Origin of the sequence: Myroides fluvii (assembly GCF_009792295.1) — a bacterium.
Classification (GTDB): domain Bacteria; phylum Bacteroidota; class Bacteroidia; order Flavobacteriales; family Flavobacteriaceae; genus Flavobacterium; species Flavobacterium fluvii_A.
The window spans coordinates 1,919,678-1,935,116 of sequence record NZ_CP039934.1 but is presented as its reverse complement, the minus strand read 5'-3'; the positions used below and the strand labels follow the sequence as shown (position 1 = coordinate 1,935,116).

Annotated in this window: 12 protein-coding genes and 1 tRNA gene; 4 read left to right on the top strand and 9 right to left on the bottom strand. The window is 37.5% G+C overall.

Annotated features, from left to right (window positions below):
- The first annotated feature begins 65 nt into the window (after positions 1 to 65).
- The 4 genes from FBR08_RS08835 to FBR08_RS08820 all read left to right on the top strand — a co-directional run bounded on the left by FBR08_RS08835 (position 66) and on the right by FBR08_RS08820 (position 2,784).
- The gene (locus FBR08_RS08835; protein ID WP_158964228.1) at positions 66 to 1,013 is read left to right on the top strand and encodes an NADP-dependent oxidoreductase; all 948 of its coding nucleotides are present in this window, start codon (positions 66 to 68) and stop codon (positions 1,011 to 1,013) included.
- A gap of 1 nt (position 1,014) precedes the next feature.
- On the top strand, positions 1,015 to 1,968 hold the full coding sequence (locus tag FBR08_RS08830) for an alpha/beta hydrolase (protein WP_158962398.1): 954 nt from the start codon (positions 1,015 to 1,017) through the stop codon (positions 1,966 to 1,968).
- A 4-nt stretch (positions 1,969 to 1,972) separates the two neighbouring features.
- Positions 1,973 to 2,596 carry an NAD(P)H-dependent oxidoreductase gene (locus FBR08_RS08825; protein ID WP_158962397.1) on the top strand — a complete coding sequence of 208 codons (624 nt, stop codon included), beginning with the start codon at positions 1,973 to 1,975 and terminating at the stop codon, positions 2,594 to 2,596.
- A 115-nt stretch (positions 2,597 to 2,711) separates the two neighbouring features.
- Positions 2,712 to 2,784, top strand: a tRNA-Met gene (locus FBR08_RS08820).
- Positions 2,785 to 2,892: 108 nt separating this feature from the next.
- On the opposite strand, the gene FBR08_RS08815 is transcribed toward FBR08_RS08820, so the two are convergent.
- The 9 genes from FBR08_RS08815 to topA form a co-directional block, all read right to left on the bottom strand.
- On the bottom strand, positions 2,893 to 3,483 hold the full coding sequence (locus tag FBR08_RS08815) for a hypothetical protein (RefSeq protein WP_158962396.1): 591 nt from the start codon (positions 3,481 to 3,483) through the stop codon (positions 2,893 to 2,895).
- 98 nt (positions 3,484 to 3,581) lie between these two features.
- A complete protein-coding gene (locus tag FBR08_RS08810; RefSeq protein ID WP_158962395.1) occupies positions 3,582 to 5,501 on the bottom strand; it encodes an ABC-F family ATP-binding cassette domain-containing protein in 1,920 nt (639 codons plus the stop codon).
- Positions 5,502 to 5,506: 5 nt separating this feature from the next.
- Positions 5,507 to 6,574, bottom strand: a complete 1,068-nt coding sequence (locus FBR08_RS08805; RefSeq protein WP_158962394.1) for an NAD(P)/FAD-dependent oxidoreductase — start codon at positions 6,572 to 6,574, stop codon at positions 5,507 to 5,509.
- A 55-nt stretch (positions 6,575 to 6,629) separates the two neighbouring features.
- Entirely contained in the window at positions 6,630 to 7,517 is an 888-nt protein-coding gene (gene porN / locus FBR08_RS08800; protein ID WP_158962393.1) for a type IX secretion system ring subunit PorN/GldN, read from the bottom strand.
- 36 nt (positions 7,518 to 7,553) lie between these two features.
- Positions 7,554 to 9,119, bottom strand: a complete 1,566-nt coding sequence (gene porM / locus FBR08_RS08795) for a type IX secretion system motor protein PorM/GldM (RefSeq protein WP_158962392.1) — start codon at positions 9,117 to 9,119, stop codon at positions 7,554 to 7,556.
- 27 nt (positions 9,120 to 9,146) lie between these two features.
- Positions 9,147 to 9,818 carry a type IX secretion system motor protein PorL/GldL gene (porL, locus tag FBR08_RS08790; protein WP_158962391.1) on the bottom strand — a complete coding sequence of 224 codons (672 nt, stop codon included), beginning with the start codon at positions 9,816 to 9,818 and terminating at the stop codon, positions 9,147 to 9,149.
- Between the two features lie 55 nt (positions 9,819 to 9,873).
- The gene (gene porK, locus FBR08_RS08785; protein WP_158962390.1) at positions 9,874 to 11,274 is read right to left on the bottom strand and encodes a T9SS ring complex lipoprotein PorK/GldK; all 1,401 of its coding nucleotides are present in this window, start codon (positions 11,272 to 11,274) and stop codon (positions 9,874 to 9,876) included.
- Positions 11,275 to 11,402: 128 nt separating this feature from the next.
- Positions 11,403 to 12,551: a formimidoylglutamase gene (locus FBR08_RS08780; protein ID WP_158962389.1), complete on the bottom strand. Its 1,149-nt coding sequence runs from the start codon at positions 12,549 to 12,551 to the stop codon at positions 11,403 to 11,405.
- Between the two features lie 14 nt (positions 12,552 to 12,565).
- Positions 12,566 to 15,100: a type I DNA topoisomerase gene (gene topA / locus FBR08_RS08775; RefSeq protein WP_158962388.1), complete on the bottom strand. Its 2,535-nt coding sequence runs from the start codon at positions 15,098 to 15,100 to the stop codon at positions 12,566 to 12,568.
- Positions 15,101 to 15,439: the final 339 nt, after the last annotated feature.

Genomic DNA, 15,439 nt, shown 5'->3' with positions numbered 1-15,439 from the left:
ACACCTGATTTATACCTAACAAACCTTGTTTTATCAGTCTATTTTTGCTTAAAAAATAAAGAATGATGAAAGCCATTATATTAGAAGGATTTGGAGGAATTGAACATCTCCAGTATAAAGATATTCCCATTCCCCAACCCAAAGCGAATGAAGTGCTCATTCAGACCAAGGCAATTAGCATAAATCCTGTAGATATAAAAGTCCGCACTCGTCAAGCACCTCTAGCAGAACAGCTACTTCAACATTGTCCCTTGATTTTAGGATGGGACATTTCAGGAGTTGTAGTACAAGTAGGAGATACCGTGAGCGATTTTTCTGTTGGAGACGAAGTATTCGGTATGGTCAACTTTGTTGGACATGGACAAACTTATGCGGAATACACAGCCGCACCCGCCCATCATTTAACGTTAAAGCCAAAAAATATTTCACATGCAGCGGCAGCGGCGAGTACACTAGCTGCTCTTACTGCCTGGCAAGCTTTTACGTCTTATGGGAAATTACGTCCTCATGATCGTTTACTCATACATGCCGCTGCAGGTGGTGTAGGACATTTCGCTGTACAAATTGCAAAATACCTCGGGGCATACATCATTGCTACATCCTCTTCGTCTAACAAAGATTTTGTACTTTCTTTAGGGGCAGACGAACATCTGGATTACCGTCAAGTTGACTTTGAAAAAGAATTGAGCCACCTTGATTTTGTTTTAGAATCCATAGGAGGAACTAATTTTCAGAAATCCGTTTCGGTTCTTAAACCTTTTGGGACTATTGTAACCTTACCTTCTGGACATACAAAAGAAGACGAACAAAAAGCACAAGCTAAATTTTTACACGCTTGCTATTTTATGTCGGTGTATTCTAGTCAAGAGAATATGAAGCAGATTGCTCAACTATTGGCAACAGGTCATATCAAACCACATCTGTCACACATTTATTCGTTTGAAGATATACCTCAAGCTCATCTACAACTAGAAAGCGGACATACCGTAGGAAAAATAGTAATTGAATTTTAATATGATACAACAAGATATTCCCATTGAATTGATGCAAGCCATCAACGAAAGTCCATATAATCAAATTGATTATGACTACTTATTGGCGCATAACCCTGGACAAATTCGCTTAGAAGAGCAGAAAATAGCAGAAACTGAGGCGTCTTTGGTTATTCCCCAAGACTTAACTGTGACCAATATAGAAATCCCATCTCGCGATAGTAACCGCAACATTCGATTAAGAACCTATCACCCAAAAAACCAAGACAACCTTCCTGTACTTTTGTACTTTCACGGCGGGGCTTTTATTTATGGTACGCCCGAACAGTATGACTTTATCTTTCATGACTTAGCCCTTACATTGAGTGTTTTGATTGTTTCAGTAGATTATCGCTTAGCTCCTGAACATCCCTTTCCCGCAGCCTTACACGATGGATATGACACTTTACTTTGGTTGTCGTCACAAGCGCATACCCTAGGAGGAAATAACAACAACATCAGTATAGGCGGTAGTAGTGCTGGCGGAACCATTGCTGCTTCTCTTGCTCAATATACAAGGGACCAAAAGGAAATTGTAATTCACCATCAGTATTTAATTTACCCTCCAATGGATCATCGCTTACAAACTCCATCCATGAAATTGTTAGCCGATGCCCCCATGCAAAGCAAACAAGCAGCAACTTGGATGTGGTACCATTATTTAGGAGCACACCGAAACCACCCATTGCCCTATGCCGTACCTTCTTTGCTAACAGACTTGACCTGTCTTCCTCCTACAACTATTATTATAGCAGAATTTGATCCTCTCAAAGATGAAGCTACGCAATATGCTGAGCGACTCCAACAAGCAGAAGTTTCAGCAACTGTTTTTGAAGTAAAAGGAGCCACGCATGTATTTGACTTTTTCCCAACGGCTATGTCTCGTCAATTTTGGCAACAACAAATCACTTATTTACAAACTATTTTCATTCGATAACACTATGAATATTCTAGTCATCAATGGACATCCTAATCCAGCAAGTCTCAATGCTACCTTGGCACAAACGTATATCAAAACAGCAGAAGCTTTAGGCGCTACTGTACGTTATTTAGCAATTGGAACCTTAAATTTTAACCCCAATTTACACTATGGTTATGCGCAACGCATGGAATTAGAACCTGATTTATTAAGCGCCTTAGACGATATCTATTGGAGCAACCACCAAGTATGGATTCATCCGATGTGGTGGATGGGTATGCCTGCAGTTATGAAAGGGTTCTTTGATCGTTTATTTCTTCCAGGACTTGTTTTCAAACACCATGCAACAGAGCATACAGAAGGCCTTTTACAAGGAAAAACTGCGCGTATTTTAGTAACTATGGGGGATGTATCACCTGAAATTCATCAGTCCATCTATCAGTCTAGCGGATTAATTCCTTTACAAGAGGGCATTTTAGCTTATTGCGGCGTGCATATTGAACATGCAGAAGTAGTAGGTCCATTGAATGATAATAATTCGGGGAATATCAAACAATTAATACTACACGTAAAGCAAAAAGCCAAAGAAGATATAGAAAAACACAAAAACAATCCCCTCGCCTATGATTTTTACACTTCAAAATAAAAAGCAATAAACTACGAATCAATTAGTTACAAGTAAAAAGAATAGAATTAATAAAATATTTATTCTTTTTACTTGTTTTGTATTCAAATTAGTTTGTATATTTGCACCACAATAGCGCGGGATAGAGCAGTAGGCAGCTCGTCGGGCTCATAACCCGAAGGTCACAGGTTCGAGTCCTGTTCCCGCTACTAAGCCAAAAGGAGATAATCAAAAGATTATCTCCTTTTTTGTTTTTAACAATCGGTCAATCCAAAAGTTGGATCAGGTACAAAAGTGGGGGGAAGTTAAAAATATCCTTATTTCCCTTTTTTACTAATCGATGAAGCGTTTTTCTTTTTCTCCCCAGCCATAACCTTATAGTTAGCAGGTGATTTCATTCTCAACTGAACCACAGCAGTAGCCTCTGCTAACCCCATTTGATCCAATGGAACTACAGCATAATCAACGATGTAATTCTTATCCAACAACACTGTACTAGATTGTGCGTTTACAACTACACCATCAATCATGTAAATTAAATTGCCTTGAAAACTGATATTACCCTTTGCCCATTGATCTAAGGCTACAAGTTCCGATTGATACCCACCTTTAAAGGTGAAAGCTACTTTTTTATCAAAACGCATTGTTCCCACTTGAAATATTCCATTGTCCATTTTAACCTCTTCAATGCTCTTGGGATTAATTCCGATTAAACTATAACCACTATACAGTTTATTCTCTATTTCAATTGCGTAAACATGGCTCAATTTATCTAAATCCTTTGCTTTGACTTGTTCAGGCATAGTAGCGGATAAATCCGCCTTTTGCTTCTGCTGTGCTTGTGTGGTCGTACATGTTAATCCAAGGCAAACCATGCCTAATATTCCTAGCGTTTGGTATACTTTCATCTTGTTTTTTTATTAAATGTAAACAAAAACAACGTATCCTTGACCTAATCAATAAAAAAAGGTTTGTGCAAATTACACAAACCTTCTTCTTTACCTATTTACATCAGCTCTGCCGCCACATCTTCCCATTCTTGCATCAAGGCCTGTATTTTCTTCTTATTTTGCTCATAAGACTTAAAAAAGCTCTCGTCCTGCATGAGTTTTTCGTAATCTACCGCTAATCTAGCATCGTCTTTTGCTACTTTCTTTTCCAATTCACTGATTTCACTTTCTATCTTACTCAATCGGTTTTGAAGCGTCTTTTGCTTCTTTTGATCTTCATAAGATAGCGCAACGACTTTCTTTTCTTCGGTTTTCACTTCTACTTGTGGCTCCTTCTTGTCGCTTTTCTTCTCAATTTCACGCATATTCTGTGCTTTGCGTTCTTCTAAGAAGTAATTGATATCTCCTAAGTACTCTTTGATTTTTTGATCTTTAAACTCATACACCAAATTGGTCAATCCTTGTAAGAAATCACGGTCGTGAGAAACTAAAATCAAAGACCCTTTAAAGTTGAGTAACGCTTGTTTCAACACATTCTTAGATTTAATATCCAAGTGGTTGGTCGGCTCATCCATCAGCAATACATTGATCGGAGACAATAACATACGACATAGTGCTAAACGGTTGCGCTCTCCCCCAGATAGTACTTTCACTTTCTTTTCCACATCATCCCCTCTAAATAGAAAAGACCCTAGCATATCGCGTACTTTGACACGGTTTCCGTCAGTCGCAGCCTCAAGCATCGTATCGAGTAAAGTCTTTTCACCATCCAAATAATCCGCTTGGTTCTGTGCAAAATATCCAATTTGAACATTATGCCCCAACTTAATTGAGCCCTCGTATTCAAATTCTTCCATTACAGCTTTAATCAATGTCGATTTTCCTTGACCATTTTGCCCTACAAAAGCAATTTTACTTCCTCTTTCAATCAAAAAATCTACATCTTTGAAAATAACCTTTTCACCAAATCGCTTGGTTACTTTTTCCATTTCCAACACCACTTTACCCGGATCAATACTCACGGGGAAAGAGATATTCATCACCGCATTATCATCTTCATCCACTTCAATGCGCTCAACTTTATCCAAACGCTTAATTAAAGACTGCGCCATAGAAGCTTTAGTTGCCTTATAGCGGAATCGTTCAATTAATTTTTCTGTTTCTTCTATTTTCTTTGCTTGATTTTTTTGTGCAGCCAATTGCATTTCACGTAATTCTTCACGCAAAACCAAATATTCAGAATACGGCTTATCGAAATCGTATATTTTACCTAAAGAAATTTCAATCGTACGATTGGTAACATTGTCCAAGAACATCTTATCGTGGGAAATAATAACCACAGCCCCCGGATAATTCTTTAAGAAATTCTCCAACCAGATGATACTTTCAATATCCAAGTGGTTGGTCGGCTCATCGAGTAACAACACATCGTTATCTTGCAATAACAACTTCGCTAACTCAATACGCATACGCCATCCTCCAGAAAAGGTATCCGTTAGATTGTCAAAATCCTCGCGTTTGAATCCTAATCCTTGTAAAACACGTTCGGTATTTCCGACGTAATTGTATCCCCCAATAATTTCAAATCGATGGGTTAAATCACTGAGTTTTTCAATCAATTCCGAATACGATTCTGATTCGTAATCCGTGCGTTCTGTTAATTCATTATTGACTTTTTCGAGCGCTGCTTCAACCGCTTTAATTTCCACAAATGCTTGATAAGCCTCTTCTAAAACGGTTCTTCCAGGAATGAAATCAATATCTTGGCGCAAAAAGCCGATCTTTAATTCTTTTTCCACAGCAATACTTCCTGTATCAGGGTCCATATCGCGAGAAAGGAGTTTTAAAAGCGTTGATTTTCCAGCGCCATTCTTCCCAACTAATCCAACGCGATCGCCAGCACCAATTCTGAATGTAACGTTTTCAAATAAATATTCGCCTGAAAACGATACAGACAAATTATGTATATTCAACATAAATACTACTTCTTTAATTTAAACTTTTTATAGCGATGAATAGAGATATTTTCCTCCAACGCAATGTTATTTTCTATATAATTATACAATTGTTCTGCTAAGTAAGGAGCTAATAAAACACCCCGTGTGCCCAATCCATTCAAGACCAAAATTCGATCCGATTCTAAGCTTCTCCCCAACAGCGGTCTTCGATCCTTTACTGTTGGGCGTATCCCAGCAATATGTTCCACAATTTCAAAATCCAACTCCACAAAACTCTTCAGTCCTGCGATTAATTCAGCTTCTCCTTCTTTTGTTGGTTTATCTGTCTTATCCGCCCAATTATAAGTTGCGCCGAGTTTATATTTATCCTCACCTATCGGAATCAGGAATACCCCCGCTTTCAGCATAAAATCGCAATTCAATCCAGGAATCTTGACAATCATCAACTCCCCTTTGGTACCATCCAAAGGCAGTTGGTTGAAAAATGGATTTTGCAACAAGCCAAAACCTTCAGCAAACACGATATACCGAGCTTCAATTCCCTTATACACAACTCCTTCCTCTTGGTATTCCAACTGACTGTAGTCAAAACGTTCTCTTTTATAACATCCCAATTGAGTCAAATGCTGACGATAAGCAGGAATTAGCTCATCTGTTTCTAAATAACCCGTTGACTTAACCTTTCCTAAACCAAAGGACAAATCTACGCCATCTAATCGCCTCTTTTCAATTTCGGGCGATAAAAAGGCATTTAAATTTGGGCGATCTGCTGCTTGGAACCAATTATTCTGCTCTTCAATCGAAGCTAAACGACGATATAAATCCATCGGATACCAACATTTGATTTGCAATTTAGCTTCTAAAGCAGGATAAAAAACTTCTGCGATAGTCAATTGTTCATTAATCTTCCACACATCCGTAAAGCGCTTCAAAACCACTGGATTGTACATTCCTCCAGCAATTAAAGAAGAAGATCGTTCTTCTGAATCAATAACAACGTATGTCTTGCCCTGTTGAGCTAACTTTTCCGTGAATGCAATTCCCGCCAATCCCGTTCCTACAACAATATAATCCACCATAATTGAAATCATAAAAAAAGCTCTTATCTAATTTAGATAAGAGCTTTATAAATTAGTAATTACAAAATTAGTAATTCCATAAATCATCTTCAAGGTTTCTGATCAATTCTTTGATGCGTTCGCCTTCAAATAATTGACTTAACTCTCCACCTTTGATATAATCGTTGATACGTGAATCTCCGTATTGATTATCTGCTTTGTAAATAGTAGAGCTAAAGCGTCTAGCATTTAACAGATGATCAAAATTCATAGGATTCATTGGGTTTTTAGAGTTGAATACTTGCGCATCAAACAGTGTACCTCTAGCATCCGGGAAGAAGATCCAGAATAACTCTACTGCGTTTTCAACGTCAGCACCTTTTGTATACAAGTCAACTACTACTGGAGCAATTCCCAACAAACGATACTTTAATTGTCCCTCATTGCGGTCAAAAAACCACAATCCCAAAACGTGATACGATTTTACATCAGATGGACGTAACTCGATACGTTGAATATATTCCTCTGGAATTCTTTCACCAGCATTATAGTATTCAATACCAGCATCTGTAGTATCAACTTTCACGAAAGATGTTTCAAGTTCCTTTAATGTTCTTTTTCTTTTAAAGTCACTATCATCGTATACTTCTGTGATAGCTCCAGACTTAATACCATCAATCAAAGCTTGGAACATTGATTTTCTTCCATCTCCAACTACCTCTTCGATAGGATAATAATAAGACTCATTCGCTTTCTCTTCAAGAGAAATGTTTTCCCATACTTTAATACCAAATAGGATGTCCTTATCTGCTACATACCCGTATGGAATTGGTCCTTCGCTTTGTACGTATATATCTTGAATACTTTTCATTCCAATTTCCTCAGCAGACTTAGCATTTAATAAGTTGCTTTGTGCAAATGATTGCAATGAGAATATTGAAAATGCTACAAATAGTGAAATTTTTTTCCAGTTCATATTATTCAAAGTTTTCTTCTTTTATTTATTTCGAAATTACATGATTTCGAATGTACAAGGTGCAGTTTTCTTCAATGCATAATCACTTGCACCGTCTAAACGTACCTTGATATCAGAAATAACAACCACATCTCCTAGTCTTGCTTTAGAAATCGCAGCTTTCGCTCTATCATTCATTCTATTTCCTTGAACAACCACGGATGGTTGTCCTGGAACTTGCAATACAAATCCTGTAACTGTTAACCCTAATTCAAAATCAAAATCTTCTAATTTTGCACCGATGGTTACTACTTCTAAGTTAGACTTAGGTCCTTTCGCAGCGTACTCACCGCGAACTGTACCACGAGGTGCAGGAATATCTTTAATTCTAAATACTTTTTTGTCACTTACCGATGTTCCATCTGGCAATTTACCTGTTACGTTGATTGTAACTTCTCTACCTGCTTGCGGACGCATATTATACTGTCCTGCTTTTCCTCCTTTAGATAAACCAGGAGCAGAAGCTACTACTTTATCATCCGAAATACCTGCAAAAGAGATTGTCATTGGGTTAGTTACCCCACGATACACCACGTTCATTTTATCTGCAGAGATGTTCGCTTGATTTGGTTTAGGAACTACAACATAGTTTCCTGTAAAGTCAACCGGAATTGCTTGTCCGTCCTCCATGAAAGTAAATTTACCTTTAAATTCATGTTCTCCAACGTTTCCAGTGCTAAATCCTAAATTTACGCGACCATTATCTAATGCTTTCGATAAATCAACTTTTTGTCCGTTTACGATAACCTCTGTTGGCACAGTCGATTGGTCATAACGTCCTAAAACAACCATACCTTTAAACTGTTCACCAGCAAAATATGCTGATTTTTCAGAAATAACGATTGCTTTATAGTTACGCATCGATGCTGCTTGACTTAATGTATTTCCTAACAATAAGTTGTAAAAATCATGCTCAATTACTTTTGCATCATTCTGCATGGTAGACAATTTAGTCAAAGAAGCAATAGCTGGGAATCCTTGGAAATTGTAATTTAAATAAGGTTTTACAATCCCTTCTCCATCTTTTACATCAGCTAAATCGAATCTATTTTGTAATTCAACAGCGATTAATTGATATTTTGTATCTTCTGTAAGAACATTCGCAATATCTTTTTTGTACTTTTCAATTGCTGCAACAAATTCTTCTCCTTGCGCAGAATATTTATCTCCTGTAAACCAAGCCTGATCGATTACATCTCCTTTTTCCATGCGTTCAGCTGGTAATTTACCATCCACACGTTGTTCTTCTAGTGGATCTGTAATCATGGTTTTTACAGTTGTAATGTAATCAAAAAATTCTTTTGTGATTACAGCTACCTGTTGTGCTCTTTTATAAGGTTCACCAAAGCGAGCTGGATCATCAGAAGCTCTAACTTCTAAACTTTCTAACAAGCTTGTATTGTTTGACATCGCCGAAACGTTCGCCGATTCAAATTTATCGTTTACCATCCCAAAAGCTGATAAAACCTCTTTTGACATCTGAAGGGCCATCATCGCGATGAAAATCAGATACATAAGGTTAATCATCTTCTGTCTAGGTGTCAATTTTGCTCCTCCTGCCATTATTTATAACTTTATATGGATTATAAATTAATTAGCACCGCGGTTTCCCATTGCAGATAGCATTCCTCCATAAACAGTGTTTAATGAAGACAAGTTGCTTGTTAAAGCAGACATTTGCTCTTTTAATTTGATGTTATTTTCAGCAACCTCTTTGTTAATTTCAGCATTGCGTGTAGCACTTTCTAACTGTACTTTATACATTGAATTCAACGATTCTAATTGAGCTGCAGCCATTGACATTTCTTCGGCATACTTTCTAGTAGAAGCTACTGAATCAACTGTTGGAGCAATCTCTTTCGATGCTGCTTCAAAGTTTCTGATACTTTTGCTTAAACTATTCATTAACTCCCCGTCAATTTTCGCTTCTTTCAATAAATCATCTAATTTCTTAGACAACATCCCTTGCTCTTCTGTTGATCCACCACCAACAAATCCTACAGCACTACCACCACCTCTAACTTGTGTTGGTTCTCCACCTCTTAATTCGGGATAAACTTTAGACCAGTCTAACTCATCATCAACTGGTTCAAAAGCAGATATCGCAAAAATAAGTGCTTCTACAACCAATCCTAAAGTTAGCATATTATTTCCATTAATTGGTCCTAACTCCATGTGCGTAATTTTAAATAATGCACCGATAATTACAACTGAAGCCCCCATTCCATAACAGAAGTTCATTACTTTTTTAGGTATTGCCATAATTTTTTAATTGTTTTAATTGTTTGTCTATAATCTATAATTGTTTTGGTTCGGGTTATTTAGCCATTTTAGACGCATTGCTTCTAGACATTGATCCTGAAACAGATTGCACGGTTCTAAATCCGATGTATGATCTAGCTGAATCCGCGTATTCAGAATCACGTGTAGCTACTTGTAACATATAAGCAGGGTCTCTCCATGATCCTCCTCGTACAACTTTTAATGGCGTATCTGATCTTCTGTTTTTTGGTTTTAAACTTGACATGAAGTCATAAGATGATGAATCATACGGTGAGCTTGTCCACTCCGCTACGTTTCCAGCCATATTGTATAAGTTATATCCGTTTGGTGGATAAGCGCGTGCTTCAGCTGTATAGGTAGCTCCATCCGCTGCATAATCAAAACGACTAGGTTTGAAGTTAGCCATGAAACAACCTTTTTCATCCGTTGTATAAGGACCACCCCAAGGATACATTGCTCCTTCTAAACCACCTCTAGCTGCAAATTCCCATTCGCTTTCCATTGGCAATCTGTACTCATGTACTTCAGAAGGCATGCGTTTTGAACGCAAGAATGTATTTTTGTACAACGTTCTCCATGCAGCAAATGCTCTCGCTTGGTTCCAGTTCACACCCACTACAGGATATTCACCAAAAGCTTCGTGCCAGAAATAATCATTGTGCATTGGCTCGTTGTAAGAATATTGGAATTCTTTAATCCAACGCGTTGTATCAGGATAAATCAACAACGTCTCTGTTTTTAAGTGTCTGTTGCGTTTTCCACGTGGATCGTTTCCTTTGTCTTTCATTGCTCCCTCTAAATCCACATACGTGTATTTGAATTTAATTTTAGAAGCATCGAACATACCCAATCCATTATATGTTTCAGAAGCAGGAATATACAAAGAGTCCATTACTTCAACATAATACTCATCAGGATAACGATCTACTGATGCAGGCAAGTTCACTTTTTTATTCAATCTTCTACCCGCATACATGTCATCGCTGCTATCCATGCTGTAGTAATTTTCGTACATATATCTTTGATAAGGCGTCATACGATCTAGATTTTCTTCGCTATCTAAAAACGCATAAGCACCAATACCACCACCATCTGGAGTCAATCCCATATCATCTGCAGCAATAGCTAAACGAGTTCGGATAACCGAATCCTTTACCCAATCCACAAATTTCCTGTACTGGTTGTTTGTAACAGCCGTTTCATCCATGTAGAACGAACCAACGGTTACTGTTTTTGTTGGGGCATCCTGTGCACCAAGGAAATCTTCGTTCGATTGTCCCATTGTAAAAGTCCCACCTGGAACCAAAGACATACCATGAGGCTTCGTAGTTGACCATCTCTTTCCTTCTACTCCGCCTAACAACTCACCTCGATCTCCAGTACCACAGCTGCATACCAAAGCTAAAACTGCTCCTAACGTAATGATCTTCTTCATATATTATTTAGGTTTTCTTATATACTTCTTAAAAATGTAAACGTATTCAATTATTTTTAATTTTCAAAAACAAAGCTAAAGAAAATTTAGTTTATATTTAACATATGTAAATGTTAAATTTTTCAAGACTATACTAAACTCTTTTTAAATGCTCTCCACCATCTATCAGGTAATTGCTGAGCGGTTGCCTTTTCGTAATCTTCATAACTACAAGGTAACAGCGTTTTCTTTGTTAACTTTTCATTAACACCCGCGTCAATACTCACTTCAATCCACCATCTCCCAGAAATATCACTCTTGTAAAATATCAAATTCTCGTAATCATCAAAAGGCACAATATACTTCACATAATTGTCCTTACAGGTAAAGGGGTATTCATTGTAGCGATAATTAACTCCTTCAATAAAATACCACAATATTTGTCCTAATAATAACGTTTCATTTGTTTGATTATTATAATTAAATAGTCCAAAAGTGCTAACTTTATCACTTAACCCGCTATAGCGAGCCAAAGCACAAATCTCTCTCCCGTCAAATCCATTGGGATTATACGTGACGAAATTCCCAGAATCACTTGACTTTACAGCATTAATATCAATGCTAACAACATCAGCATCTCGCAATACGGGTTCTGCCAATGCAATATTATTAATAATTTCTCCAACTCGATAGGCTTCAAAGTATAAACTTTCAATTAAATCGATCTCTTCTTGCGAATTATAATACGTTTGGTAGCCTAAATTTGAAAAATTAAACAAATTATTCGGTTCTTCTAGAATAATTCGCGACAGAAAACTTTCTGCGGCATAACTTCCATCTTTAGCAACGTCTAGTTTGTGATCAATACAAACTAAGTTTACCATTTGTTCTAATTTGTCATACGCGCGATACAACGCATAGGTTAAGTCTTGACTTCCTCCAATAACAACTGGGATTGAACCATTTTTAACTAAATCTTCTACAATTTTTCGCAGTAAAAAATAAGTATCTTCGATAGACTCCCCAGGTACAATATCCCCTAAATCGGCAATCCGAACATTCCAATTCCCCGGATACAAGGTATAAAAAGCTTTTCTAACTTTCATCAAATCCACAGTAGCAGATTCCGCAGCCAATCCTCTATTATCGGTAACCCCAATAAGAGCGATTTTATATTGTGCATACTTATCGAAATCTCCTCCAGAATGAAAATACACTTTCTTTCCTAGACTTTGACTTGGCAATCCGTCGATAAAATTTCGAAATTCAATACTAACTGGACGTAAAAGTTCTAACATACCTTGCTATTCAATTATTTCTTGGTTGTCGTTTTCTTAGCTACTACCTTAGTTGTTGCCTTTTTAGCTGCAGGCTTCTTCGCTGCGGCAGCTTTGGTTTTCTTTGCAGGAGTTTTTGCTTCAATCATCGCTTTGACCTCCTCTAACGTTAAGGCTTGTGCATCGACGTCTTTCGCTAACTCTATTTTCACTTTGCCCTTCAAAATAACCGATCTTCCCCATCTTGCCTTTTCTACTCGGATTCCTTCTTCTTGCCAATCGTGAATTACCTTGTCTTTTTCTTTTTGAATTTTATCTTCAATCAACTCGATAACATCTTGATTTGAAAGGTTATCAAAATTGTATTTTTTATTGACATTAATAAAAATGTTATTCCACTTCAAATAAGGACCAAATCGCCCTACACCTTTTTGTACAGGTAACTCTTTATAGGTTGCAATTGGTCGATCTGCTTCTTCTTTTTCTTTAATAAAGCCCAAAGCCGTTTCATACGACACATCTAAGGGTTCTAATCCCTTCGGCAGGGAAATAAATGTTTTACCCACGCGCACATAAGGTCCAAATCGCCCGTTATTTACTTCAACCTCTTCTCCATTATACTCCCCTAACATTTTAGGCAGTAAGAATAGCTTTAATGCTTCTTCTAAGGTAATTGTTCCAATATTTTGATCTGGGGCTAAGCTAGCAAATTGCTTATTCTCCTCTTCTGCATCACCAATTTGAGCCATGGGACCAAATTTCCCCAAACGCACCAATACCGGTTTGCCAGAAGCAGGATCTGTTCCGAGGATACGCTCTCCTGATTCGCGTTCTGCATTTTCTTCAACATCTTTCACTGTTGGGTGAAAGTGATCGTAGAACTCGCGCATCATCTTTGCCCAATCTTCTTCTCCAGCAGCAATAGCATCGAAGTCTTCTTCTACTTTAGCTGTAAAATTATAATCTAGAATTGTCTTGAAGTTCTTAACCAAGAAATCGTTAACAATAATTCCTATATCTGTAGGAATCATTTTCCCTTTATCTGATCCTGTTTTTTCTACTAGTACTTTTTCTGCAACAGCAGCTTGAGCTAGCGTCATTACTTTGTACGGGCGTTCTTTTCCTTCCGTGGTTCCCTTTTCAACATAGTTACGCGCAATAATAGTTGAAATCGTCGGCGCATAGGTTGATGGTCGTCCAATCCCTAACTCTTCTAATTTTTTCACCAACGAGGCTTCTGTATAACGCGCTGCGGGCTTGCTAAAGCGCTGTGTTGCTACAATTGCATTCGACAACAACGACTCCCCAACTTTTAAGTGTGGTAAGATTCCCTCCACTTCTTCCTCTTCATCATCATGCCCTTCTAAATACACTTTCAAGAATCCATCAAACAACAACACTTCTCCTGTTGCCACGAATAAATCACTGTATTTATTTGCACCTATTTTTACATTGGTGCGTTCCAATTTAGCATCACTCATCTGAGAAGCCAACGTACGCTTCCATATCAAATCGTATAAACGCGCTTGATCTCGATCCAAAGGAACAGCATGCAAAGCCATATTTGTTGGTCTGATGGCCTCGTGCGCTTCTTGAGCTCCTTTGCTTTTCGTTACATAACTTCTGGATTGTACATATTCTGCGCCGTATGATTTTGCAATTTCTGCAGCGGCAGCTTTTGTTGCCTCCTCCGATAAATTCACACTATCCGTTCTCATATAAGTAATATACCCTTCTTCATATAAGCGTTGTGCTAACATCATCGTTTGTCCAACTGAATAGTATAACTTACGGGCAGCTTCTTGTTGAAGCGTTGATGTGGTAAATGGAGCAGCTGGTGATTTTTTAGCAGGTTTTGTCTCTAAATCCTTAATTGTATAGTTTGCTCCTATATTAAGGTTCAGGAAATCCTTTGCTTCTTGTTCACTTCTGAAGTTTTTAGACAACCTCGCTTTTACCCCTTTTCCTTCAGCTGTTTTAAACTCAGCCGTAATCACATACGAAGATTCAATTTTGAACTCGTTGATTTCTTTTTCTCTTTCAACAATTAAACGAACAGCTACAGACTGAACACGTCCAGCAGATAATCCTCCTTTTACTTTCTTCCACAACACCGGGGATAATTCATATCCCACCAAACGATCCAAGATACGTCTCGCTTGTTGTGCATTAACTAAGTTATAATCAATCCCTCTCGGGTTTTCAATTGCTTTTAAAATAGCCGATTTAGTAATTTCGTGAAAAACAATTCGCTTTGTTTTATTTTGGTCCAGTTTTAATTCTTCTGCCAAATGCCAAGCAATAGCCTCCCCCTCGCGATCCTCATCGGAAGCTAACCAAACAACCTCTGCTTTCTTGGAAAGATCTTTTAATTTCTTTACTACTGCTTTCTTATCACTAGAAACCTCATATTTTGGTTTAAAATTATCTTCTACATTTACCCCTATCTCTTTCGAGGGTAAATCTGCTATATGTCCATAACTAGATTCTACCTGATAATCTTTTCCCAAAAATTTTTCAATTGTTTTTGCCTTTGCTGGCGACTCCACGATCACTAAATTCTTTGCCATACTTCATTCTTTTGTGAAGCAAAAATATGTGTTTTTTCTTAATATTTCCACTTCAACCGATATAATTCATACTTTCTCTTAAAATCCTTTCCGATGATTTAAAAAATACCTACTTTTTTAACGTTGATTACCAAAATATTCTCTTTTCGACTCAACCCCTTACACAAACGGAAATTGGTTCAAAAGTAAAAAAACAAAAGTAATAAACGTTACCTTCTCGCGTATTTTACTGCTTTCACCTTTACACCTTCCTTAAAAAAAGAGAATATTAGCTGTAATCTTTTCCATCAAACGAGGTGATAAACTACAGAAAAACACCACTCCATTTTTATTTAGTTC